The 23636-nt window shown below is 40.2% G+C and carries 20 protein-coding genes and 1 pseudogene; all 21 read right to left on the minus strand.

Features of this window, described 5'->3' with window-relative positions:
• Positions 1–101: 101 nt before the first annotated feature.
• The 21 genes and pseudogenes from CRI9333_RS13530 to CRI9333_RS13625 all read right to left on the minus strand — a co-directional run bounded on the left by CRI9333_RS13530 (position 102) and on the right by CRI9333_RS13625 (position 23630).
• Positions 102–1208, minus strand: a complete 1107-nt coding sequence (locus tag CRI9333_RS13530) for a glycosyltransferase family 4 protein (RefSeq protein ID WP_051035452.1) — start codon at positions 1206–1208, stop codon at positions 102–104.
• 89 nt (positions 1209–1297) lie between these two features.
• A pseudogene (locus tag CRI9333_RS28690) lies at positions 1298–1999 on the minus strand (transposase).
• Between the two features lie 265 nt (positions 2000–2264).
• On the minus strand, positions 2265–3458 hold the full coding sequence (locus CRI9333_RS13535; protein ID WP_015203723.1) for a glycosyltransferase family 4 protein: 1194 nt from the start codon (positions 3456–3458) through the stop codon (positions 2265–2267).
• Positions 3459–3463: 5 nt separating this feature from the next.
• Positions 3464–4822 carry an O-antigen ligase domain-containing protein gene (locus CRI9333_RS13540; protein ID WP_157462325.1) on the minus strand — a complete coding sequence of 453 codons (1359 nt, stop codon included), beginning with the start codon at positions 4820–4822 and terminating at the stop codon, positions 3464–3466.
• 332 nt (positions 4823–5154) lie between these two features.
• Positions 5155–6159, minus strand: a complete 1005-nt coding sequence (locus tag CRI9333_RS13545; RefSeq protein ID WP_015203725.1) for a glycosyltransferase family 2 protein — start codon at positions 6157–6159, stop codon at positions 5155–5157.
• 39 nt (positions 6160–6198) lie between these two features.
• Positions 6199–7185, minus strand: a complete 987-nt coding sequence (locus CRI9333_RS13550; RefSeq protein WP_015203726.1) for a glycosyltransferase family 2 protein — start codon at positions 7183–7185, stop codon at positions 6199–6201.
• Complete coding sequence (locus CRI9333_RS13555) at positions 7145–8305, minus strand: glycosyltransferase family 4 protein (RefSeq protein WP_015203727.1); 1161 nt, start codon at positions 8303–8305, stop codon at positions 7145–7147. Before CRI9333_RS13555 ends, CRI9333_RS13550 begins: the two co-directional genes overlap by 41 nt.
• 182 nt (positions 8306–8487) lie before the next feature.
• On the minus strand, positions 8488–9492 hold the full coding sequence (locus tag CRI9333_RS13560) for a glycosyltransferase family 2 protein (RefSeq protein ID WP_015203728.1): 1005 nt from the start codon (positions 9490–9492) through the stop codon (positions 8488–8490).
• 63 nt (positions 9493–9555) lie between these two features.
• Entirely contained in the window at positions 9556–10428 is an 873-nt protein-coding gene (locus CRI9333_RS13565) for a glycosyltransferase family 2 protein (protein WP_015203729.1), read from the minus strand.
• A 15-nt stretch (positions 10429–10443) separates the two neighbouring features.
• Entirely contained in the window at positions 10444–11382 is a 939-nt protein-coding gene (locus CRI9333_RS13570; RefSeq protein WP_015203730.1) for a glycosyltransferase, read from the minus strand.
• Between the two features lie 67 nt (positions 11383–11449).
• Positions 11450–11944 (minus strand): exostosin domain-containing protein, encoded by a 495-nt coding sequence (locus CRI9333_RS13575; protein WP_041226050.1) that lies wholly within the window; start codon positions 11942–11944, stop codon positions 11450–11452.
• 40 nt (positions 11945–11984) lie between these two features.
• Positions 11985–12917, minus strand: coding sequence for an NAD-dependent epimerase/dehydratase family protein (locus CRI9333_RS13580; protein ID WP_015203731.1), 933 nt, complete (start codon positions 12915–12917; stop codon positions 11985–11987).
• 21 nt (positions 12918–12938) lie between these two features.
• A complete protein-coding gene (locus tag CRI9333_RS24970) occupies positions 12939–14381 on the minus strand; it encodes a glycosyltransferase family 2 protein (protein ID WP_083890033.1) in 1443 nt (480 codons plus the stop codon).
• Positions 14335–15369, minus strand: coding sequence for a polysaccharide deacetylase family protein (locus tag CRI9333_RS13590; protein ID WP_015203733.1), 1035 nt, complete (start codon positions 15367–15369; stop codon positions 14335–14337). The genes CRI9333_RS24970 and CRI9333_RS13590 overlap by 47 nt, the downstream gene beginning before the upstream one ends.
• Positions 15366–16145 (minus strand): class I SAM-dependent methyltransferase, encoded by a 780-nt coding sequence (locus tag CRI9333_RS13595; RefSeq protein ID WP_015203734.1) that lies wholly within the window; start codon positions 16143–16145, stop codon positions 15366–15368. The genes CRI9333_RS13590 and CRI9333_RS13595 overlap by 4 nt, the downstream gene beginning before the upstream one ends.
• 22 nt (positions 16146–16167) lie before the next feature.
• Positions 16168–17091, minus strand: coding sequence for a glycosyltransferase family 2 protein (locus tag CRI9333_RS13600; protein ID WP_015203735.1), 924 nt, complete (start codon positions 17089–17091; stop codon positions 16168–16170).
• 110 nt (positions 17092–17201) lie between these two features.
• A complete protein-coding gene (locus CRI9333_RS24975; protein ID WP_015203736.1) occupies positions 17202–18944 on the minus strand; it encodes a glycosyltransferase in 1743 nt (580 codons plus the stop codon).
• A 91-nt stretch (positions 18945–19035) separates the two neighbouring features.
• Entirely contained in the window at positions 19036–19998 is a 963-nt protein-coding gene (locus tag CRI9333_RS13610; RefSeq protein ID WP_015203737.1) for an FkbM family methyltransferase, read from the minus strand.
• 66 nt (positions 19999–20064) lie between these two features.
• The gene (locus CRI9333_RS13615) at positions 20065–20964 is read right to left on the minus strand and encodes a glycosyltransferase (protein WP_015203738.1); all 900 of its coding nucleotides are present in this window, start codon (positions 20962–20964) and stop codon (positions 20065–20067) included.
• A gap of 36 nt (positions 20965–21000) precedes the next feature.
• Complete coding sequence (locus tag CRI9333_RS13620) at positions 21001–22290, minus strand: polysaccharide pyruvyl transferase family protein (protein ID WP_015203739.1); 1290 nt, start codon at positions 22288–22290, stop codon at positions 21001–21003.
• 56 nt (positions 22291–22346) lie between these two features.
• Entirely contained in the window at positions 22347–23630 is a 1284-nt protein-coding gene (locus CRI9333_RS13625) for an ABC transporter ATP-binding protein (RefSeq protein ID WP_015203740.1), read from the minus strand.
• Positions 23631–23636: the final 6 nt, after the last annotated feature.

Consider the following 23636-nt stretch of genomic DNA (forward strand, 5'->3'; position numbering starts at 1 on the left):
ACAAATGTTTTTGAAGTAGATAGTAATTAAGCCACATTCTAGATCTAATTTACAGGCAAACCAACGAAATCATTTTAAAAATATAAATATACTATTTTGCCTCAGCTTAACAAAACTTGTCTAACCTGCTGCGCGATTTTCTGCCAGTCAAAGTTGGTGGCAGCATACTCGCGACAAGCTTCTCTAGAAGGCATAGGTATTCTTCTAATTAGCAGTTCTTCTAATCGCTCGGCAATAGCAGTTGCCTCTGTAGAATAAGTAATCAAATTGGGTGAGAACGGCTCTAATATTTCCGGCATACCACCAACAGGAGTACATAAAGTAGGGGTTCCGCAGGCTAAGGATTCTAGGACGACTAATCCAAATCCTTCTAAAGACTGGCTGGGCATAACGGTCAAGTCAGCTGCTTGGTAAGCTATAGGCAACTGTTCATCTGGTAAGAAGCCGAGAAATTTAACATTGTCGTTGAGTCCCAAATCTGTTGCCTGCTGCTCAAGTACCGCTTGTAGTGGCCCTTTTCCAGCGATCGCTAACCAGACATCAGGAAGTTGGGGTTTAATTGTTGCTATCGCCGTCAACAATTTATCGAGTCCAACTCGATGTACTAAGCGACGAGGAGTGAATAAAATAGGGCGATCTTGCGGCCAGTTAAGCTGTGTCCGAGCTTCTTGACGGGATAAGTTGGGTTGAAACCGGGATAAATCCACGCCGCCGGGAATAATGTGAATTTTACTCCAAGGAACTTGATATTCTTGATGCAAAATAGTGCCGAAGGCTTTGCTGAGTACGATGAAGCGATCGCAGCGGTGATAAACTATTTTTTCCAGCCAATGTTTCACCCTAGCGCCGAGTTGATTCGTTCCCTCTAGTTGACTTTCAAGCGCCCAAGGCCCATGAAATGTAAAAGTTATAGGAACGTGTTTAGGCAACACCTGTAACACGGGGAAACTGTACAAAGCAAAATGGAGGTTAATGGCATTTGGTTGAGTAGATTTCCGTTTTAAAAAGTTTTGAAGAATAAACCAGAGCCTTTGCCAGATCGGGCTATCAGCCTCAGCCAAATTAGTCAGTTTAAGCGGATAATTTTCTAAACCCTCTGGAATGCCTAATCCACACAGTTCAACTCGATCCTGACTAGCTGCTAGAGCATGAGTTAGTTCATAAACATATCGATTAAGCCCACCTGGCTCATGAGGAAACCAACCCATACCTACACAAATAATCTCAAATTTTTTGTCCGTGTCCGGTTTTTCAGCTATATCTACCACTTGATTTTCCTAAAGTTTGTTATTAAAATTTAGATTTTAGTATTAGGATAATGCCAAAAAAGTAAAGTTCTAGTTCGAAAATCCGGAAAATTTCTAAATCCAAATCCGCAACACTTCAGCAATTTTAACTTATTATTAATTCCTTCAACTATGCCATTGGTTGTTCTTTGTTCAAACTCACCGACTACCTCAGCTAACTATCGCTTAATTGTGCGGACACTTTTTGAGTAGTATGATTCTGCTTTCTTTAACCAATCAATGATTTCTAAAGTTCCTGAACCTACATTCTGACAACGCTCAAATAAATGGTGAAACTCTTCTTTCAAAGAATGTATAATTCCTGCCTTATGTGAAGCTCCTTTAACCTGTTCTAATTTTTGCTTTTGCTCTCTGGATAACTGAGTTGCAGCTTTTAATAATATATATTTAGTTCCTTTTAATCCATCGAATAATTTAGTTTTTTCTTAATCTTCACTAAAAGATTTGCCACAATTTTCACGATTAAATCGTCGCCGATTTATCGATAAAATTACTTCTCTATTACTCAGAGGTAAATCTTTAACTAAATATCTTCGATTTTGATGCAGACGGCAACTTCTTTAGGCACAACACGGACCAATAGCTGTTTTATTTGCCGCTTTTACAAAGAAAATCAAGCTGAATTCAGTTTCTTGAATACTTTTTACTAAAACTGTTGGGAGATTTAGCAATTGGGTCATTATTTTATTCATAAAATACCGCTTTTATGCTAATAAATCTAATATTTTAGAACAGTAAGTACGGAAGAACCCATATCGGAGAATTTTATCAGAAGGATAGTGTAGGAGAAGACGTGAAAGAGTAGGAGCTATTTTTTTACTAAAGTAGCCAAGTTATTTTCCTACACCTCTATGATGTGGCATAAAATCTGGCGCGGTATTAAGCATGAGGTTTTTCTCAGATTTTGTATCCATTCAAAACATACTTTTTATTGACTACTCGAAAATATTATAAATCTTATTGAGCAGACGATATGGTCATTAATTCTTCATATACGGCAATAGTTTCTTTAATCATTCTCTCAGCAGTAAATTTTTGACGAGCTGATTCTATAGCAGCAACCGACATTTGCGACATCAGCGCTTCATTTTCTATAAGTTGTTTCAAACGCATCGCCAAAGCTTCTGCATCATTAAAAGGAAAAATAAAACCATTAATGCCATTTTCAATTTGATCGATCGCTCCACCTGCGGGAGTTCTAATGGGAACAACACCACATAACATTGCTTCTGGAATCACCCATCCAAATCCCTCTAGCCGACTTGGTAAAATTAGAGCATCAGATGCCCAAAGTACTTGCCGCGCATCTGTAAAACCTAATAAGCGAATTAAATCTGAAACATTACTCTGCTCAGCTTGTGTTTGAAGAGTCTGAACTTCCTCTTTATCACCTGCTCCTGCACAGAGTGCAACTACGTTCACTCCCTCAGATTTAAGTAATGAGATAGCTTGTATTAGTACATCGTGCCCCTTAAGCGGATACAAATATCCAATAAGACAGACAACTTTATCATTTAAATTTAGTCCAAACGCTTCACGGGATTCTAGTCGCTCTTGGGTTGATGGGGGACGAAATCGATCCGTTTCCACTCCATGATACACTACTCTAATTTGTCCTGGAGGAATTCTCAGAATTCTTTCATAGGCTTCCTTGATTTCTGTACTGATTGCAATGAAGCGATTACCCAGAAACGTATTGAAGTATTTGTTGATCAATCCTCCAAACTTGACACCTAAGCGGTTTGCAGATGGCATGGTTCGGGCCGTTGAAATGTAGGGAATACCGTATAAACTTCGCATCACAAAAGTATAGGGACATAGAGATAGAGAATGAACATTGATAATATCTGGCTTAAATTGCTGAACAGCTACATTAAGACTAAGTAGGGCTTTAAAAGCAGTACTAAATTTTCCAGCAGGGGTACGGAAGTTAGGAAACGGTACATAAAAATGTTGAATTCCCTGAGACTCGATCCACTCAGGGCCACGGGTAAAGCGCTCGTATCCATCTTGATCTACCATAGCTGAAGCGAGACACACTTCCCAGCCAGATTCCATTAGCCCTTTAGCCAGGGCGATCAACCCTCGGACGATACCTTCATCTCCCCAGAGAAAACCCACTACCAATAGAACACGAGGTTTAGCGCTCATTAGAGTTATGCAATTAATTCATGTTGAGAGTTACGTTGATGACTATAGTACTTACACCCCGCCATAGCAAGACCTGCAAAACCCCAAAAAATTAACCCGGTAGGCCCACGCAGTGTGTTAGCACCCAGCATCATCGTCAGAATGCTGATACAACTACTCAGAGCAGTATTGATAAAAGAATCAGAATATACTTTAGCTCCCTGAAAAATACCAAACAGGAGTAGGAGTATTCCACTGATGTAAAGCAACCCTCCTAGCCATCCTAAAGATGCTAAAACATCCAGAACGCCAGCATCGGTGACACCATTACCGATACCTCGACCAATTACTTCAAAAAGGGAACTATTTAATTGTCCTTGATAAATGCGTTGCCTATCGTTGTAGCTGGTGTCAGCTTCCAAGTCTGAAAATGTCTGTAGGCGATCGCCAATTATGCCAGCAAAAGGTTCTATACTTGACAGAGTAAAGACTAATACTGCTATCACGATCATGTTCAACATAATGCGTATGCTGCGCTGCAAATTCAGATTGCCAATTAATACCAGTATTGAAACAAGAGTGCCAAGCCAAGCTGTACGAACCCTAGTAAGAAATAACGCTAAATAACCAATTGCAGATGCAGGAAAGCGGAGTGACTCCGAACTGTTCAGTAATAAAAGTAATCCCGGAATTAGAAAAATTGCAAAAGTGCCAGAGTCGTTCATTGTACTCCAAACCCGCATACCAAGTGGTTCTGGTTTTCCAAAAGTAAAAATTTTCGTATTAATAAGCCAAAATCTATCCCACTCGGGTGCAAATAGGAATTGGATAATTCCATAAATGCCCATCAGCAGCGTACCCCACAGAAAAGTACGTTGTAAATTCTGACGATACTCAAGATAATATTGCCAATTTAATGACAAGTGAAAGCCAAAAAGGATTGGCGTTAGCCAGTCTAACAATGCTCGTATAGCTGTAAAAGGTGATGTCAAAACTACTGATATGAAGAACCCATAAACCACACCCAAAATAGCAAGTATAAACGGTATACTATTGTATAGAGCGGTCTGAGAAAAAGGTTTTGCCAGCACAACTAAAGTGATTAGTGTGACTAAATAAGGACCCAACAACATCAATCGAATAGGATCCCAACTACCACTATAGTAATCAGCTAAGCGAGCTGCAAATGGAGTGATAAACCACATCCACCAAGTAAAACCTATGTAGAAGATAGGATATCTAAAATATAGAAATATGCCTGCTGCAAAGGAGACAAGGGGAAAAGTAAGTCGAATAACGCTACCTGCTCCAGCAAGGCTTCCTAATCCAGTAAACAGTATTAGCCCTATGACAATAGCCCAGGCAGGTGCTGGTTTTAGTGTCAAGCGTCCTGCTGCTGAGGTTGTATTTAAATTTCGTTGCCTGAAGTTCATATATTATGGCAAAGGAATTAGACAGTATATGAATTGAAACTTATGGTTCTTCCGTACTTGCTATGCCAATCAATTAGTTTTGAGCGTCTGCAAGCCAGCTATATGTTATTTTAGTGCGATTACAGGTTTCTAGAGAACAAATTTAACCTATATAATCCTCAAGGCGTTGCCAATCATGGCTTCCAAGATAATTTAAATGTCTATTAGCATACTAAGTACGGAAGAACCAAACTTAGTGAGTTATCAAAATTATTTTTGCTTATACTGCTTCCTATTCGGAAATTTTACAACTTATTTAACCTGTTGAAAAAGGCTTTCACTAAACGCTTCAACTTTAACTCTGTTGAATAGCGCCACTCAAAGAAGGGACTTAATCCCCATCGTAATGTCAAAAGACGGAACTGTAATGCAGGTGAATCCCCTAGTTTTTTTACTAATTCAATTAACTCGTTCCGTTCTGCCTCGGTAAATAAAGGGCGGTAGCAAAAAGCAGAGTGGATTAAGGCTAATTGACGACGTTTTTGAGTGATTATTTGCGTATCCCATCCACGTCGTTGAAAAGCAGGTAGCAAGCTTTCCTCATAAATCCGAATCATTCCTTGTAATTCCAGACTTTTTCGCCTAGGACGTACTGTACTTGCGTCAGTCCAAACACGATAACAAGCAAGAACTTCGTTAGTATAAACATTACCGTAGCCAGCATCTGCCATTCTGACAATCAAGTCATAATCTTCAGTGTATTCAGGTCGTCCTTCATAAAAACTTAGCTTACGCAAAGCATCGGATCGAAACATGGCAACGTTAGCAGCCATGCGGAACCCAGACACTGCTGCTCTTAACTCCGTTTCAGCCTTTCGAAATTCTTCTGTTCTCGCTAACTGACGAATGCCTTGCTTGTCTCCATACTCATTGATTTCTTGCACAGCGGCATGAGCATATCCTGCATCTGGATAGCATTCTAATAAATTTACCAATCGCTCAACATAGTTTGGCATTAGAAGATCATCCGAATCTAATCGAATGATGAATTCAGCTTTGGGTTGACTTAAAAGCCAATTATTGTTGCCAACAATACCGAGATTTTGAGGTTGTCGATAGTAGGAAACTTGAGGAAATTGCTGGCACAATTGAGTCATTACATGAGGTGTTTCATCAGTACTGGCATCATCTGATACCCACACCTCAATATTTTGATAGGTCTGCTGACAGGCACTGCCAACAGACATAGGTAGATATTGGGCTTGATTAAAGGTGGGAATACAAATGGCAACGGAAGGAGTGGTTTGCATAACAGTTGCTTCTTAAATTAAATAATTAGTAATTGCAGTCTATGCTGAATTGGAATGTTCAAATACTCCAGGGGGTGGTACGACAGCAGCACGTTCGCTGTGCAGCCAACTCTGTATCCCCTGCCAGCGACCATTTATGGTAGCGAGCCATTTGCGTACAATTAAGAATCTCCTGCTTGGTAGGAATCTCAACACTTGTACTAATCCTGGACATTCCCTTGTGCCAATCACCACTGCCCATATTAAGAAAATAATTCGTTGGATTGGTGATAGATACTCCAGTAGGGCTAGCGTTTCGTTATGGGCAATATTCGACAGGGCGATCGCGCTGAATTGCCCCCGATGAATTTGGTCTTCGTCAAACCGTTGGGCTGGATAATGATCGACGGCAACACTGGGATCGTATATAATTTTCCAACCTCTGCGCCTCAATGGAAGGGCAAATGCCATCTCAAAATTTACCTGGGCCCCCATCCCTCTCATTCGCTCGTCAAAGTGCAAGCCCTGAATCGCAGCCCGACGGAAACCCATGTTAACTCCTTTCAACACATCAACTTCCCTGGCTTTCCCTGTGCCTAAATGATGGTTGCCGATAACTCGACCAAACCACTGAACTTTCCCAACGGTTCTGGGAGTTCCTTCTTCCTTAAGATGTGAGCCTTGATACTGCCAGTCGCGCCCACCCACCCCAGCAATTTGCTGGTCTGACAAAAAGTAAGTTTCAATTTTTGCCAACCAATCAGAATGTGGTGCTGCATCGTCATCAGTACTCACGATAATGTCTCCTTGGGTTTTATCCCAACCTACATTCATCGCTGCCACAACGCCAGGAACGTTAACGATGATCGTCTGCAAAGGAAAAGGGGTCAGGTTAAAGCTTTCAAGAAGCGTTTTAGTTTCAACGTCAGTATCTCTGATGACAACCAAAACTTCATCTGGCAGACGAGTTTGGTTACACAAAGCTTGTAGGCATCGTGCTAGGTCATTAGGACGCAGATAAGTTGGGATAACTACACTGATTTTCATCCTTAACGATCTCCTCAAATAGATTCATATAACTATTAGCCTTACTTACCCAGCTATGCTGCTCTGCGATCGCTCGACCCACTATGCCCATTTGCCTCCTCAGTTCGCGATCGCTTCCTAGTTTAGTCAATGCCTCTGCCAAACCTTGTATATCTTCTGAGTCAGATAAAACTACTCCACTCTCGGGCGTAACGATTTCTGCTGCACCTGTTGTGCCAGACGTAATCACTGGCAGTCCGGCCGCCATTGCTTCACTCACGACCATACCAAAAGGCTCATAGCGTGAAGGAAAGACAAATAAATCTAATGCTCGCATTATTTCTGGAAGATCGCGCCGATATCCCATAAAATGCACTCGATCAGTTAATCCCAACTGGGCTACTAAATTGGGATAAGGGCTTCCTTCAATTGACCCCACAACAGCTAAATGCAACTCAGGTTCGTATACCAGGGCATGAAGTACCGTATCAAGATTTTTGCGGTTTGTGCGAATGTCCCCGGCAAATAGGGCGATGGTAGCATTCTCCGGTAATCCGATCTGGCGACGGTCAGCAGAACCGGGAGAAAACTCCCGAACATCAACTCCGTTATAAATGACATGCAGTTTATGTTCGGGAACGCCAATATCCATTAGTTCCTGCTTCACTCTCTCGGATACCGCAACAACCACTTTTGCTTTCCGAAATGCCTGTTTTTCCCAATGGGAATTCAAAGCTGTGTACAGCCATTGATAAGCGCCGTAGTAATCTCGCCGGATTCGAGAAATGTGTACGCGCGATCGCAACCAGGCACTATGGACAAACTGGACAGTATTTATATCTCCTGAAGCCGAAGTAACCGCGCCATATACCTGAATTAAATCAAAATCTAGGCGATGTTGCTGCAACCACTGTGCGCTCTGCCAAGAGAAAACCATTTCTTGAAGTAATGCTGTTGACCATCCTTTAACTGGAATAGAAACCCAATTAACTTGGCTATTTTGCTCAAGTTCTGGGTCTACGTTCCTCGCCAGCAAAGTTAGATGATAACCGCGACGAATAGCTTCCCAAACAATTTCATAGTTAGCTCTACCTTGGCCATCACCTTTAATTACAGCAGGCGTAACAATACAAATTTTCATGCTTACTGCGATAACTCTAAAAGTTTACATAAAAATGGTTGACAAACCTTTAAGGCTTATTTGTTACAGCCATAGTTTTTTGCCTGAATGAACTTTGCTGGGCAGGAACCCAACTTTAGGATAATATTTTACATTGTTTTTTATAACTTGTTGTGGAAGAAAAATTAAGGATAGAAACCCCCTTATTTCGAGCTACTTAATAATTTACGTGCTAGTGGCTGAGGGGTAAAACTCAAGGTTAGTGCTGCTAGAGTTCTTAAATTAAATTTTTGTTGGCTAAGAGCACGCAGAAGATAAGGACGTGCTTCCGCTATTTGCCCTGCTCGCAGTAAAGCAATAGCCATAGTTGTATTCGCGTGTGCCCATTGCTGTGCAAAATAGGGCTTGAATTGTTTTAGCCGCTCATCTCTCATGAAACGGTCGTAGCAAAAAATCCCAGCCTTTGCTTTTCGGAGCTTAGCCTGGACATTTCGGCTACCGCTGAGCATAGTTTCAGACTGGTCATGTACGCGGTACTGAGTTAATCTTTCTGGACAATAGTAAGCTCCAAGACCAGAGCAACAGGCAAGATAGCTGATATAGTAGTCCCAAAAAACTCCTGCCTCGTGCAACTGATCCCACTCAACAGCATCCTTACGAATAACAGTAGAGGAAGCGGCAAACACAGCCTTATGTATTAGTCCAATCTCCCAGAAAGGCTTATAAATTCCTTCTTTTAACTGGTTGCGCTTCCAATGTGCTGTATTCTTCTCAGTATCTGGGTAATTAATTTTACCATCTGAATCTATTATATAGTGATCGCAAAAAGCCAAGACCACATCTTGATGAAAATCAAGATGTGGAACTAGCTTTTCTAAAAAGTCCTTGTTCCAGATATCATCATCGTTTAGGTAAGCAATATATTTTCCTTGTACTTCTTTCAGCGCTTTTGTAACATTAAGAGCGACTCCTAAATTTGTTGTATTGCGTCTGAATCGAATCCTCTTATCTTTGAATGACTCAACTGTTGCTTGAGGACTTTCAGTACTATAATCATCAGAAACAATAATCTCAATATTCTGATAGGTCTGCTGAACAACGCTCTCAATCGCATCCTTTAGATATGCTGAACGATTATAAGTCGGAATGATAATACTAACCAAAGACTCCCGATTAGTAGGATTTTCTATATACATAATTTCATTCATTAGAGACCAATATTCATAATTTTGCTTAACCTTAAACCTAAATTAGGTTGATTAAGAGCACTTTTAATCGCTTTTTCCAAATTTTTGCTTTGATTTTGAGTACATAAGTATATAGAAAAAAAATACGGGTGTACCAATTATTATAGTTAAAAAAGATACGTAGGCAAATTTGATTTTCCCCTTCCGAAGTCCACCCAGTAAATGCCGTAAATGATATTTAAACTCAAAAATGGTTAAGCCGAGTACACTTTGATTGCTAGAATCCTTACGATGTTTAGCCAGGTGATAGGCTGTAGCAGCGCAACGTTTGGGAATGCGAGAGATAGCGGATTTTAGGGGAATTAGTCGTACGGGGTGGAAAACAGAAGCTTCAGGAACAAATAAGATTGTTGTAAATACATAAAGGCGCTCTCTGATATCTACATCTTCATGTAAAGCAAGAGGATAATTTGCGTCAAACCCCCCAATTTTTTCAAAAAGCGCTCGCTCAATTGCAATATTGGCAGACCAAAACCATCCACCTGTAAGATTTATTGGACATTCAGCCATATCCTGCTTAGGGTCCCCTAAGGGATGAATTGCTCCCTCTAAAGCCAAAGCTTCTCCCTTAGTTTCTTTTGCAAAAGCATTCAGCCAATTTGGCTGGGGCACACAATCATCATCTGTAAAAACCAGCCACTCCCCTTGAGCATACTCAGCTCCATTATTTCTATTTGCTGCCGGACCTTTACGAGGACCAGCAACCCATTTAACCCAAGGATAATGGTCACAAATCATCTGTTTTGCAGTCGTTTTAGCACCATCGTCAGTAACAATAACTTCATACTCTTCACTGGGAAATGTTTGAATTTTAGGTGATAAATTATCTAAGCATTTAGCAAGCAAGTCGTTACGATGATAGGTTGGAACAATAACACTAATTTTAATGGGCTTCATAATTTTTAATTTTATCTAATGACCTAAAATTTCCTGAGTTGCAAGTCTAGTTGCTCGTTTGCCAGCACGATAAAAACGGCGCTGAATTGGGTTAATATTCCAATACCCATAAAATTCACGAATCTTTTGCTTCCAAGAACGATTAATCTGAGGTAATTTACCTCGATAACTATCCAGGATTAATTGAGAATAAGTGCTTCCTTCAAACAATCTCAGCAAATACTCTTCAGTGACACGGTTAGAGGAGATCAAGTGGGTTAACTTGAGACTTGTAAATAATCCTGTACCTAGCCCCATATCGCAAGCTGTAAATGCTAAATCAATGTCTCCACAAGAGAATGGAATCACTCGTTGTAGATCATTTCCTTTACGGTCTAACTCTAGCCTCCGTTTATCAGTTTTAATCGAATTAGCGTATTGATTAGCTACATTTTTCCTAACACACATACCAGCACCAAAAGGAGTGGTATCGAGTTGATGTAGCAAGTTTGACCATCTATCTTGATCAAATTCTCGAATTGCTAAGTAGGAGAAAAAGCGTTTTGCCCAAGCTGGTGGCTGAGTTTCAAATTCCCCAATTATCTGCCCTCCCCACGCCCCTAAAAATGGAAACTCTCTACTAATTTGCAGAGCAACTTCAAGATAGTCTTGATCTATAACATTATCATCATCAATAAACACTAAAAGTTCTGTTTTAGCTTCTTTAATGCCTCGTAATCTAGCAGAAGTCAAGCCTAATTTATCTTCTCGAATATATCGAGAGTTTGGCTGCCAACTTAGATCAACCTCATTAGAAAGTAATTTATCGCTAGCATTATCAACGAGTAAAAACTCCCATTCGGAATAGGGTAAGTTTTGGGTCTTGAGACCATCTATAACCCGATCAAGATAGTCAAATCTGGGATTATGAGTACAAATAATAGCACTAACAACAGGTTTGATTTTGTCACTCATTTCTCCATCCTATATAATTAACTTTCAAAGTGTTTATTCTATCATTTTAATTTACTCACAATGAGCTTTAACATTTTTTTACTTTCCTAATGAGCCGCTGTTCGATAGCCCAACCATTCTGTTTATAGAAACTTCTGGTTGACCATTCATGGTGATAAATTCTTTCGTCGTACCTTGGAGGTCTACTTTCTTTTAAATCCATAATTTTAGTGACGATTGAATTATATTTGTTTGCGGGCAAAAAATACCTTCCCCAAGCCTCCCTTGCTTTTTTTCCCATTACCAACGCATGATCTAGTTTTGTCTCAAGAATCTGTGGAATTGTTTCCAATTCAGATTCTTTGACAATGACAGAACATTTTTCCCAGTCAATCTCCTCTATAGGAACCCAATCATCAGATATAATTACAGGGCATCTAGCTGAAGCCATCGCTTCAAATAGTCTATAAGTAGAACATCCTAACCCCCTTGGGCATAAAACAAAAAAGCTATTTAAAATTTCATCTCGATAATCTATCACTTCATTCTCCGTGTGATTAAACCATTTGTTAATCAAATTCATTGAATTAATCCGCTTAATTTAGTATTGAAAAGCATTTTTTTTATTTTTCAACAGGGAAATTCATTAAAGATTTGAGTCCAGACTGTACTGACCATTTCGGTGTAAATCCTAAATTATTGATAGCTTTTAAAATATCGGATCGAGAATCTTGGATATCGCCTGGACGAGGTGAAGAAAATTGTGGTTCCGACTGCCATTCCGGAAACAGATCTTTCACAATATTCAACAGTTGTATTAAAGAGATACTTGTACCAGTACCAATATTACAAGTTAATGATGAACCCGGTTCCATTGGATGAGTTAATGCCTTGCTAAATGCATTGGCAACATCCTTAACATAAATAAAGTCTCTAGTTTGGGTTCCATCGCCATAAATGGTGATGGGTAAACCTTGCTGCGCTGCCGAGATAAAAATGGAAATAACACCTGAATAGGGTGAATTCGGTTGCTGGCGAGGACCAAAAACATTGAATAATCGCAGCCCTACAAAGGATAACCCGAATTGTTTGGCGAAGAGAGTGGCATATTGTTCACACACCAATTTTTGTAACCCATAGGGGGAAATGGGGCTAGTGGGGTGTTCTTCAGAAATCGGTACAGAAATGGGATTTCCGTAGACAGCAGCTGAACTCGCCAACACTAAACGAGGGATATTTAAATCTTTACAGAGTAACAATACTGACAGTAGTGTTGACAGATTATTATGATGTGCTTCAAGGGGATTCAACCAAGATTCAGTTACAGATGGGGTTGCTGCAAGATGGGCAATTCCGTCAATAGGCTGTGTAAAATCCTGGGGTTTACAGTCGGCTATATTTTGGGATACAAGTTTTAGATAAGGGGATTCAGGTAAATTGTTTAAGCTACCCGTAACAAGATTATCAACTACTGTGACATTATGGCCCTCTGCCAGTAGTTGTTCTACAAGATGAGAGCCAATAAATCCTGCTCCGCCCGTTACGATAAAATGCACTATATTTCCTACTCCACTAAGTTAGATCGGGCTTGCTTGAGAAAGAGAATGCTCTTCTTTTTCTTTCAAAGGAGAAGTAAATAATTCGTCAACCTCAGCAAAAATAAATAATCTATTTTTAGCAAATCGATTGATTAAATATTTCTTCATTGCTCGGTTATAGACTGGATGTTTGAATGTAGTTTGCAGAATTGTTACGTTGCCATGTTTACTGGCTAGGTTAATCGTGCGATCGGTTGATCCATTGTCTAAAAAGATAATATGTTTAGCGCCTATAGAGAAGTAATGATTAATAAATGTCTCAATATAAAATTCTCCATTGCTCACAACACACAGCACTATCCAGTCATTAGGATAATGATGGATTTCTGGGGAACTAGAAATAAGTTTTACCCCACCTTGAAAAAGAATGAGGCGAACATACTCTTCTATAGATTGTCGGGTGTGAGCAGGTAATAACCGATTTGCTAAGTGTTTTGAAAAGTGTTTTGTCTGTTTTATGAAATTTTGAGGCAACTGGAGCAATCTGAACAAAACTAGATGGCGATGCGGCCATAGTGCTTTTTGGAGTTCTTGCCAAATTTCCCGATCTTGAATGTTTTGCTCTTGCAAATATTGTTCTAACCAATTCAAGTATTTTAAGCGTCCAGCTTGAACCATTTCTGACAAGGTTCCTTGTCTACTTAAATTTCCCCAGTAGCTATCTTCATGCTTGCGATACCGATCCCAGCATCCGCTAGATACATAGACAGGAAATTTCAGAAATATTTTTGAATGAAAAACCATATCTTCATTTGCACCTCGAAAAGCTTCTTCAAAAAAGCCGAGAGTATCGAATACTTGTCGGCGTATCAAAATACTACAGGTGCAAGGATGAATATTTGGAGTTTTGAGCAAAACCAGAAGTTGAGTGGGTGGCTCAATTAACTGATCAAATTTGATGCTAGTGATAGTCATATAGTCGCCCCTAATAGCATCAGATTTTAGGGTAGAAGTGGCGGGATTATCCTTCATCCAGCTAAACCAATATTGAGTTCTGCTATAGAGCATGGCAGCTTCTGGATAGGATTCTAAAAGTGGGACTTGTTGCTCTAGTTTCTGGGGTAACCACACATCATCAGCATCCAGAAAAGCAATATACTCCCCTTTGGCGTGGCGAATTCCTAAGTTTCGTGTTGCGCTCATGCCCCGATTTTGATGCCCCTCATGTTCTAGGTAGCGAACTTTATGGGGATATTCTTGGGCATATTTTAAAGCGATCGCCGTACTCTCGTCTGTAGAACCGTCATTTGCGAGCAAAAGTTCCCAGTTTTCATAGGTTTGGGCAAATATGCTCTCGATGGCTTCGATAAAAAACTTCTCGCCCGCATTAAAGAAGATGACAATGCAGGAAACAAGGGGTTGTTTCTTCATCAATTCAGCCATGAAACCACCTCGATAGTTGCTTCGCGAATTCTTCACCATTCCAGTTTTCGGCTCCGAAGCGGGGTAACTGAAAACGCTGGCTTTGAGTCCAAACTGTATCTTCAACGGTCGAGCAAGCACAGGAAAATCCAGCGTTTCGAGCCAGTTCCACCGTCTCTGTGGTGTAATTGCCAAAAGGATAGGAAAAAGTAGTTACCGGACGATTGAGCATTTCCTCTAACTGAGTTTTGCTGCCTTGGATTTCATCCGCTTGTAAGGCGGTCGGCTGTTCTGAGAGAAAGGGATGGGTAACCGTATGTGCGCCAATTTCTACTAATTCTCCGTCCCCTAGTAAGGAAACTTCTTCCGGTAACAGGGAACGGTGAGAGTGGCGTGCTGTGGGTTTGGCATCAGCCCAAATTCTGATATCTTCTAATGCCTGGAGTCGTTCGTTTTCTGGTAAAGGTCGCAAGAGTTGCCAAAGTTCGTAATAGAAAAACATACGAGAGCCGGGTATGGATTTATGGGCTTTGGCGGTGCGATCGCCTTTGTAGTCCTGTTGGGTGTAATTCCTTGCCGTTCCTAGCTCCAACTCATGGGTTTTCCCGTTAATCTTGAGGCTCAATTTCTCTGGAAGTTGCCCTGGTGCTAAAACTAACCGTTCTAACTCGTCCCACCAAAACTCGCGTTGCTGACCTAAGTAACCCGTACTCACAAACACGGTTGCGGGGATTCCGTAGCGATTGAGAAGGGGTTTAGCCTGATGAAGATTGTCTGCATAACCGTCATCAAAGGTAATCGCCACAGAGCGGTTTGGCAATTTCCCCCCTTGATGGGCTTTTACTAATTCCGTCAGGCTGAGGGGATGGTAATCTTTTTGTAAAACTTCCAGATGTTCGGCGAAATTTTCAGGTGTAACACACAAAGCCCAAGGGTCTATATCTACCTCCCCAACTCTGTGATACATTAAAATCAACGCTTTGGGGGCAAATCTTTTCTGAAGCTTGTGTAGCGATCGCCGTAACTTGCTGCGTCCAGGGATCTTCATGGAGCCACCTCACGTTTCACTGCCCTAACCGTAATTAAAACTTGATACCTTGGATCGCACTCATCCAACTCTTCCTGTTTCAGTTCTTGAGTGGATATTCCCTGTAGGAAAGCAGTTGCTGCTAAGACGTTTCCATGAGGTTCTACATGAACATTTTCTGGGGAAAAAACCTCTGCAAACAGCCGTTGTGCTGATGCTAGGGTAAAACCCCAGTACCAGCAGGAGGAACCCCAGCCCGAACCTTCTGACTCAGGATCGACAATTGGAGTAAGGTTAGGAAGAGTTACCAGCACAACTCCACCTGGTTTCAGAATGCGGTGAATTGTTTTCAGCGCCCTCTGCAAGTCATACACATATTGCAGTGTCTGGGTAAGAATAAAGCAATCGAACTGATCTGATGGAATCTGGGGAGCATCAGCGAGATCTCCAACGATAGTTGCAAGGGGATTATCTTCTACAGCATGAAGGATATCACTTTTGGTGACGCGATCTCCTCCAAATCTTCGCGTGTAGGAGTTATCCCCGATTTCTAAGACTCGTCCCTGAATATCACGACTATTCTGAACCAGAAACTTCTCTATATAGTAGCGATCCAGTGGCTGTCCTCGCTCTAAACCCCAAAAGGCACTAATGGGTGTTAAGCGCCGCAAGTCACCCCAACTAACTCTACCCAATGGAGGGTCGTGTTTATAAGCTTGGCGTTGCGTTTTGAGCCAATCAAGAGCAGAACCTGGTAATGTTCTCTGAACAATTAGTTTCAACTGTTCTTTATTCATTATAAATAAGTTTAACTTACGACTATAGCTTAGCGGGCAATGCTTTTTGAACTATCGATTTCCAGCGCCTTTTTATTTCCTGTACAAAATGCCGAGTCCATCGGGTTAAGTTGTATAAAACTGGCTGTCGATACGGCCATAGCTGTTTTTGAATATCTTGCCAAAACTCAGTCTCCTGAAGTCCTTTTCCAGCTAGGTAGTTCTCTAGCCAATTTAAAAAGAACAGATTTTTCACGGATTTTTGACCACTATCTAAGGCAACAGAACAACAAGAATTGGCATGTTGCCTATATTTTATCAAACATTCACTACCTACTAATACAGGAACTTCCAGATACACTTTGGCATAAAAAGCTTGATCCTCGTATAAACCACGAAAGGTTTCCTCAAAACCACCTACCCTGTCTAAAGCCTCGCGCCTGATCAACAGAGTCGAAGGACAAGGTATAGGCGCTTTAGTTACTAGCCTCGGTGGCTCAATGAAAGGATTATCTGACGGCTCTATTAATTTTTCCACATAATCAAACTGAAAATCTTCAGCTTTTCCTGTCCAACCATACCACCAAAGTGCTGGGCCACAAAGTAGACCTACCTCTGGATGGGCTTCCATAAGTTTTACTTGTTGTTCTAACTTATGGGGCAGCCATACATCATCAGCATCTAAAAAAGCAACATATTTTCCTTTAGAATGGCGAATACCCAGATTACGGCTTGCGCTCATTCCACAATTTTGGTGTTTTTCGTGTTCTAAATAATAAATTTTATTGGGGTATTGCTCTATATACTTTTTAGCAATCTCTATACTCCGATCTGTAGAACCATCATCTACTAGCAACAATTCCCATTTTTGATAACTTTGTCCCAATACACTTTGGATGGCTTCGTCTATAAATTCCTCACCATTGAGAAATATAATAATTACCGAAACTAAAGGTTGAGCTTCCATTTAACCATTCAGAGCTTTTTATTAAATTTATAAGAGCTATAAAACCGTTTAGTTGGGTCTGGATGACCGATCAAAATCTTTATCCCCTTCCGCAGTATGTTCAATCTAGGTTAATTAGACAAAACAGCTTTCAATCGATTTTTAAACCAGCCCATTGAATCTTGGAAAGGAATAGAGAAATGAGGCAAAGAACGAGCGAAGAAGATCTTCCAAAGAAACTTCCAGCCTACATCTTCCCTCAAAATCTCAATCCGAGGGATTTGATATGGATCTTGATTCGGTTGCATCAAACCCGGTTCAACAGTAAAAGCCGCCTGTATGCCAGCTTCCTGTACAGCTCGTTTCACATTCTCATCATACTCGCCGTGAGGATAAGCTAAGAGGATTGGCTTATTTAACCCGACCTTTTCTAAGTCTATCACTGAACCCGTTATTTCTTCAGATAACTGCTCAACTGAAATCTTGTTGAGCATGGGATGGTTCCGTGAATGGGAGCCAATCGTAATTCCCCCTTTTACCAACTCATGCAAGCCTTCAGCATCCATTAACTGAAGTTGGGGAGCGCCAAGGCGCTCATCCCAGTCATTTTTACCACCCAAGCGTTTGCTGACGGCAAAGGCTACGGCAGGAATTTTGCGTTCCTTGAGAATAGGCAAGGCATTTTGGAGCAGATCTTCATAACAATCATCAAATGTCAACAGTACAGCCCGACGGGGTAAACCAGCCTTACCTTGCAAGAATCTTAAAAACTCATTAACCTCTATAAATTTAAAGCCAGCCCACAATAGGGTATTTAGATGCTGCTGAAATTGCTGAGGAGAAACACCATAGTTTTCTATGACGGGCGCTCCCTTGAGGTCTGAGATCGCGTGGTAGCAGAGTATTCGCAGGGGTCTAGGTTGGGGAATTCCACCTTCTTCACGTACACCCTGCCAATATTCCATAGCCCAAATTTTGTAATAGAGTCCGGTTAGACGGTGGTTTTTGATGCCTGCGTCGATCACTGTCAGCAGAAGCCAGCGCATCGGTACACGCAGCCAACGCCAAATAAATCGTTCACGCCAAGATTCAGGTCGTATCCACAATACGCTATCGGCGAGTTCGGGGTGTTTGCGGATGAAAACAACATCTGCTCGACCTGCGTGACGATACTGCCGCAGATGCTGGCGTGGCGTGACGACATACTTCTGCCAGCTAATCGCATTAATATTGAAGACTATTTTGTATCCATCTTGTAGGAGGCGATAACCAAAGTCCAAATCTTCATTGCCAAATGTGCCTCCTTTAGTGAAGTCAGTATCAAACCCCGCAACTTTATAGAAGAGATGGCGTTGCAGAGAAATTTGCCCAGTCAGAAGATCTTCAAGCGCCAACTTTGCCTCCGGCGATGATAACCGGGCACCTCGTTCTTCACCCCAAGTCTTAACATTCTCACTCAAAAAATTCGCGGGAGAGTCAGGATGTATTGGCATGTGTCCCAACACGACATCAGCCCCTTCTCGATGAGAGCGATCGTGTTCTGCAATGAGTTGGGGATGAGCTTCCATATCGTCATCGAGAAACAGTACAATTTCTCCACGCGCTGCGATCGCTCCCCGGTTACGTGCAGATGCTGCACCTTGGTTGGACTGTTGAATGACGGTGAATGGGAAAGGGGTTTCTAACTGCTGAAGCGCCTCAGCCGTTCCGTCTTGTGAACCGTCCACAACAACAATAACCTCAAACTTACCATCGAATTCTTGACGCGACAGAGCAGCTACTGAGGCGACAACAACATCTCGTCGTTGATAAGTTGGAATCACTAGGCTAAAGCGAAACAGATTGGTTTCATTAAGACTTGATAAAGATTTCATAGAGTCCTAAATTGATTCAAAGTTTCAGTTGAGGATAATGAGTTTGAAGCAGGTATTTTTGGATGGTTACGCATAAACGGTTTCTCAAAAATTACAGGAAATCTGAAGGTAGACACACGAAATCTCCTTCAAATGATAAATCGTCAGCTATTAAGCTGATATCAAATTCATAAAAAAGCTCAGGATACTCACTTTTAACAAGAAATACCTTATATCCAAAGCCATAAATTTTATTTAGTATTTCTTTTAGGCTTTCCGCTGGATTTTCAGGCTGATAAGCTGTTTCAAATTCAAAAAAAATAACAGGTTTAGATTTTTCTATAATATCCATCGCACCACATATAACTTGGTATTCAGTACCTTGAGTATCAATTTTAATTACGGAAATTCTGCTCTTGAGGGATTCCTCTAAGAAATCATCTAGCTTTGCAGCTTGTACACTAATTTGTTTAACCCCGTGAGTATCTAACTTTAAATCCCAGTTGTGAGTGAGGCTTGAAATCCCTCTATTATACGGAGATTCATCCTGCATATAAAATTCCACTTCACCGTCAAAGTTGGAAATAGCAACATCATAAGCACGGATATTTTTGAGTCTATTATTAAGCTTAATATTTCGATTCAGTTGCTGATAAATTAATGAGTTAGGTTCAAAGCAAATACACTCTGAGTTTTCAAAAGAACTTGCAATATACAAACTGTGATATCCAATATTGGCACCAACATCTAAAAAAATTCCATTTTCTTTCATAAAAAAAGTTATTAAATCACTTATATGAGGCTCCCAAGCTCCATGTTGGACAATATAGTCTTCTATATGACCTGGTCTTTCTAAGATCATTTTAAAGATTGAATCTTTAAAACTTATCTCAATAAAATAAAAAGTTTTTTTTTGTTCTTCTTTACTTATAAAAAGTTCAGTTTCTTCTTTTATTTTATTAAGCTTTTGTTTTAGATATTTAAAGCTTTTGCAAAAGTAAATCCAATTTCTGTAAATTAATAATCGTGTTTTGGATTTCATTCTTTTGATGACTTTAACTATTAATTCCATCATTTTAAGTCTCCCATTGCAAAAAGATAGTCAAGGATGGATAGATAAAATACATGCATACATAAATCCTCATAAAAAAACTTTTATCAATAGCCTTAATAAACTTTTTTTTGATACCAAAGGGTTAAAAATAGATTCAAGAAAGGCATTAAAAAAACATTTTTTGGCTTTTAATAAATTACCTTGTTTTTTATATTCACTACCTAAATTTGAATAAAATATAGCTAGTTTATTTCTTGTGGCTTGATTCTTTAATGAAGAGATGTTTTCTAGCAAAATTTTACGATCATGAATTGCTCTTTCTAATTGCTGAATTTCAGTTCTTCCATTAAAGTCACCTCCATTATGAACTCGGGTTGCTGACATTATTTCGTTAATGTATCCTAATTTTCCATACTGTGCATTCAAAAGATGTAACGCCCAATCATGTCCATATATTTTATAAAACCAGTTGGGAAATTCACCCAGTTCCCTGCGACGAAACATTGTTGATGAGGTAGGAATAAAAGGATCTGATTTTAGATCTTCCATACTGAAGATGTCCTTACAACTGGGTAATTCAACAAAATAATCCTCTCTAGAGCCATCTTCATAAAAAATTCGAGAATCATGAAAACAAACTGTACATTCAGGATGATTATCTAAAAAATCTACCTGCTTCTGAAGTTTATAAGGAGACGTCCAATAATCATCATCATCAATTAAAGCAATATATTGACCTTGACAAGCTTGTATAATCGTGCCAAAGTTTCGGAGCAGCCCTAAATTTTCTTTATGTAATAAGACACGAATCTGGTCAGGATACTTTTCTTGAAAGCTTAATACAATATCTCGTGTTTTGTCTGTAGAACAATCTTCGCCAATGATAATTTCATAATCAAAGTTTACTTCCTGTGCTAAAACACTCTCAAGTGTCTGGACAATAAATTTTTCACGATTATAGGCGGTCATGGATACACTAACTTTCATATCGTACTATTCTATAAAGATTAATCGCCGAGAAAATTATCGAGATTGAACTAATTCGTACACTCGCTGATAAGCAGCGTACCCCATCTCTATTTGTCTCCGTGCAGATTCTAGTAACTGAGGTCTTAACTGTTCAGCTTCCTCCCAAGCTTTGAGAATACTGGCTTCTAATTTTTCTCTTAACTGTCGATCATTATCGAGGAGAATAACATCACAACCAGAGCCAAATTGATCTGCTAATCCTAAAAATTTATCTAAATAGTATTGGGATTTAGCTAAACCTATGACAGGTACCCCTTGAGCCAGGGCAAAAACTCCTGCATGATAACTTCCAGTCACGACCACACGGCAATGCCTTACCTGCTCAATAACTTTTAGTGGAGTATCAAGATACTGTCCGCCATCCGATGTATCATCGTAGCCTTTAAGCAGTTTTTGAATTGTCAGGCTATCAGAATCTTCATATCCTTTATAAGAAGAGCATGAAATCGGTACGGCTACTAATGGCACATCCCGCCTCATTGCAGCGCCTTGTAAAGCTAGCTGAACTGTTTCAAAAATACCTTGATTTACTCCTGAATACTTAGAGGCTCTAAGATTTACACCTATCCCATTTCCAAGTTCTCTTGTGTGAGCTTCGTAAGCTAATTCAATTGCATCATCTCCTGTTACAAGGATACGATCCTGCGAGATACCGAGTGATTTAAGAAATGGAAGTCCAACTCGTTCTTCCCGCAAAGCAACTAAATCTAACAAGGGAAAGACAGCTTTCAGTTTTGTGAGTGACTTCTGATTCCAAAAAGGACCTAAGCCTTGACCTAGCATAACTGTTGGTTTACCAAGGCTAGTTGCTAATATTAAGGTGTCTAAATTTGAAAGTACACCTTCCTCAAAGACATCAGTTACGTACCCACCTCCGGTAGCAACTACCAAGTCAGCCCCATTTATTGCCTCCATAAATTCTTGAAAATATGTAGCTGATTCTGTTCGTCGCTTTAACTTGAACTTCAACTTAAGTATGGAGCTAGCTAGAGAGGGAGAATACTTTCGTAATTGACATTCCAAATCAGCTATATACTGAGCCGCTTTACTAGGTATAACTTTATAGACCCTAGATGCTAAAGGGGAAGCCCAAACTTGACGCCCTCTTGGCGATAAGGGATAGGTATTTGGGCAAAAATGAGTCAGTTTGTCGCCTGAGTTTGTTAAGACTTTAATCGTAGCATTAGGCCATAAATTCTTCAACCTTCGTGTGGCAACTTGGAGCATTGACACATCTCCTAAGTTATCTAAATAATAGCCACTATTTTCAATAACAATTAACATCTTTTAACCAAAAGCCTCCAATCCCTTTGAAACATAATAGTTTATTTAGTTAATTCTTACATTGGTAGTACCCATTGATGGGGGATATGAACGCTGCCATAGCCACCTTCAGTTGTTATGACGCGACCTCGAATTTTCCCTTCTTCAACTTCTAGGACTGCAACACCCTCAAGATGATCCTGTACTTCATGATTACTTATAATTGCTGTATTCATCCGATATCGGCCTGGAATCAGCAATAATTCATCGATTTTACAAACAATTTTTTTATTTTTTTGATCGATATCTTTTTGATCAATATTTATATCCTCATCACCCCGCATTCCACTGCTAAAGTTGGCTACGGGCTGACCATATTGGTCATAAATTGTAAAAGTACATGACATTCCGGGTTCTATAGCAGTTACATGAAAAATAAATTGACAAGAATGACCTGTTCTTAGATCTGTTGAGTTAAATTCATCAGCAGTTAAAATTTCTACCTGGGCAAGACGGATTCTACCTTTACCTCGTCGCTCTGTTCGCTCTAAAAGATTTTCTGATGTTGTTTTTTCAAGCGTTCTGAGATAGCTACTTACTGCTGCAGGTGCTGTGTCATCAGCTAAAACTATTCCCTGTCCTATTAAAATTCCACGAGTACAAAGTGCCTGTACTATACCCAAGTTGTGACTCACGAATAAGATAGTTCTTCCCTCTCGCCCAACTTCCTCCATTTTTCCGATACATTTTTTCTGAAATTGAACATCTCCAACGGCTAATACTTCGTCTACAATCAAAATTTCTGGTTCTAAATGAGCAGCAACTGCAAAAGCCAAACGCACGTACATTCCCGAAGAATAACGTTTAACAGGTGTATCTAAAAATTTCTCGACTTCTGCAAAGGCAACAATTTCGTCAAATTTACGTTTGATCTCAAATTTGCTCATTCCCAGAATTGCACCATTAAGAAAAATGTTTTCTCGTCCGGTCAACTCGGGATGAAAGCCTGTACCAACTTCTAACAAACTTGCTACCCTTCCTTCAATTAAAATTCTTCCTTTAGTTGGCTCAGTTATTCGGCTCAGGATTTTCAATAAAGTTGATTTTCCTGCTCCATTACGACCAATAATTCCAACTCTATCCCCCTGCTTAATTTCAAAATCAAGATTATTCAAAGCCCAAAACTCTTCACGAGCTGTCTTGGAGCTTTCCTTAGATGAGTGCAGAAGTTTGGAGGTAATCACCTGAGTTCCATCCACAATTGCATCGCGTAGCGTCTTGCGGCGGTGTCTTCCCTGCTGTTGATGATCGATGATGTATTTCTTACCTAGATTCTCGACTCGAATAACCGTATCAGACACGCGCTT

Source organism: Crinalium epipsammum PCC 9333 (genome assembly GCF_000317495.1).
In the GTDB taxonomy this organism is placed as follows: Bacteria; Cyanobacteriota; Cyanobacteriia; order Cyanobacteriales; family PCC-9333; genus Crinalium; species Crinalium epipsammum.

Excerpts from the sequence above, each read along its gene's own strand:
- CRI9333_RS13560 (WP_015203728.1), bottom strand. The coding sequence starts at position 9,492 with ATGAATGAAATTATGTATATAGAAAATCCTACTAATCGGGAGTCTTTG.
- CRI9333_RS13530 (WP_051035452.1), bottom strand. The coding sequence starts at position 1,208 with ATGGGTTGGTTTCCTCATGAGCCAGGTGGGCTTAATCGATATGTTTAT.
- CRI9333_RS13600 (WP_015203735.1), bottom strand. The coding sequence starts at position 17,091 with ATGGAAGCTCAACCTTTAGTTTCGGTAATTATTATATTTCTCAATGGT.
- CRI9333_RS13615 (WP_015203738.1), bottom strand. The coding sequence starts at position 20,964 with ATGAAAGTTAGTGTATCCATGACCGCCTATAATCGTGAAAAATTTATT.
- CRI9333_RS13610 (WP_015203737.1), bottom strand. The coding sequence starts at position 19,998 with ATGATGGAATTAATAGTTAAAGTCATCAAAAGAATGAAATCCAAAACA.
- CRI9333_RS13555 (WP_015203727.1), bottom strand. The coding sequence starts at position 8,305 with ATGAAAATTTGTATTGTTACGCCTGCTGTAATTAAAGGTGATGGCCAA.
- CRI9333_RS13550 (WP_015203726.1), bottom strand. The coding sequence starts at position 7,185 with ATGAAAATCAGTGTAGTTATCCCAACTTATCTGCGTCCTAATGACCTA.
- CRI9333_RS24975 (WP_015203736.1), bottom strand. The coding sequence starts at position 18,944 with ATGAAATCTTTATCAAGTCTTAATGAAACCAATCTGTTTCGCTTTAGC.
- CRI9333_RS13595 (WP_015203734.1), bottom strand. The coding sequence starts at position 16,145 with ATGAATAAAGAACAGTTGAAACTAATTGTTCAGAGAACATTACCAGGT.
- CRI9333_RS13575 (WP_041226050.1), bottom strand. The coding sequence starts at position 11,944 with ATGAATTTGATTAACAAATGGTTTAATCACACGGAGAATGAAGTGATA.
- CRI9333_RS24970 (WP_083890033.1), bottom strand. The coding sequence starts at position 14,381 with ATGGTGAAGAATTCGCGAAGCAACTATCGAGGTGGTTTCATGGCTGAA.
- CRI9333_RS13620 (WP_015203739.1), bottom strand. The coding sequence starts at position 22,290 with ATGTTAATTGTTATTGAAAATAGTGGCTATTATTTAGATAACTTAGGA.
- CRI9333_RS13535 (WP_015203723.1), bottom strand. The coding sequence starts at position 3,458 with ATGAGCGCTAAACCTCGTGTTCTATTGGTAGTGGGTTTTCTCTGGGGA.
- CRI9333_RS13570 (WP_015203730.1), bottom strand. The coding sequence starts at position 11,382 with ATGAGTGACAAAATCAAACCTGTTGTTAGTGCTATTATTTGTACTCAT.
- CRI9333_RS13590 (WP_015203733.1), bottom strand. The coding sequence starts at position 15,369 with ATGAAGATCCCTGGACGCAGCAAGTTACGGCGATCGCTACACAAGCTT.
- CRI9333_RS13565 (WP_015203729.1), bottom strand. The coding sequence starts at position 10,428 with ATGAAGCCCATTAAAATTAGTGTTATTGTTCCAACCTATCATCGTAAC.
- CRI9333_RS13545 (WP_015203725.1), bottom strand. The coding sequence starts at position 6,159 with ATGCAAACCACTCCTTCCGTTGCCATTTGTATTCCCACCTTTAATCAA.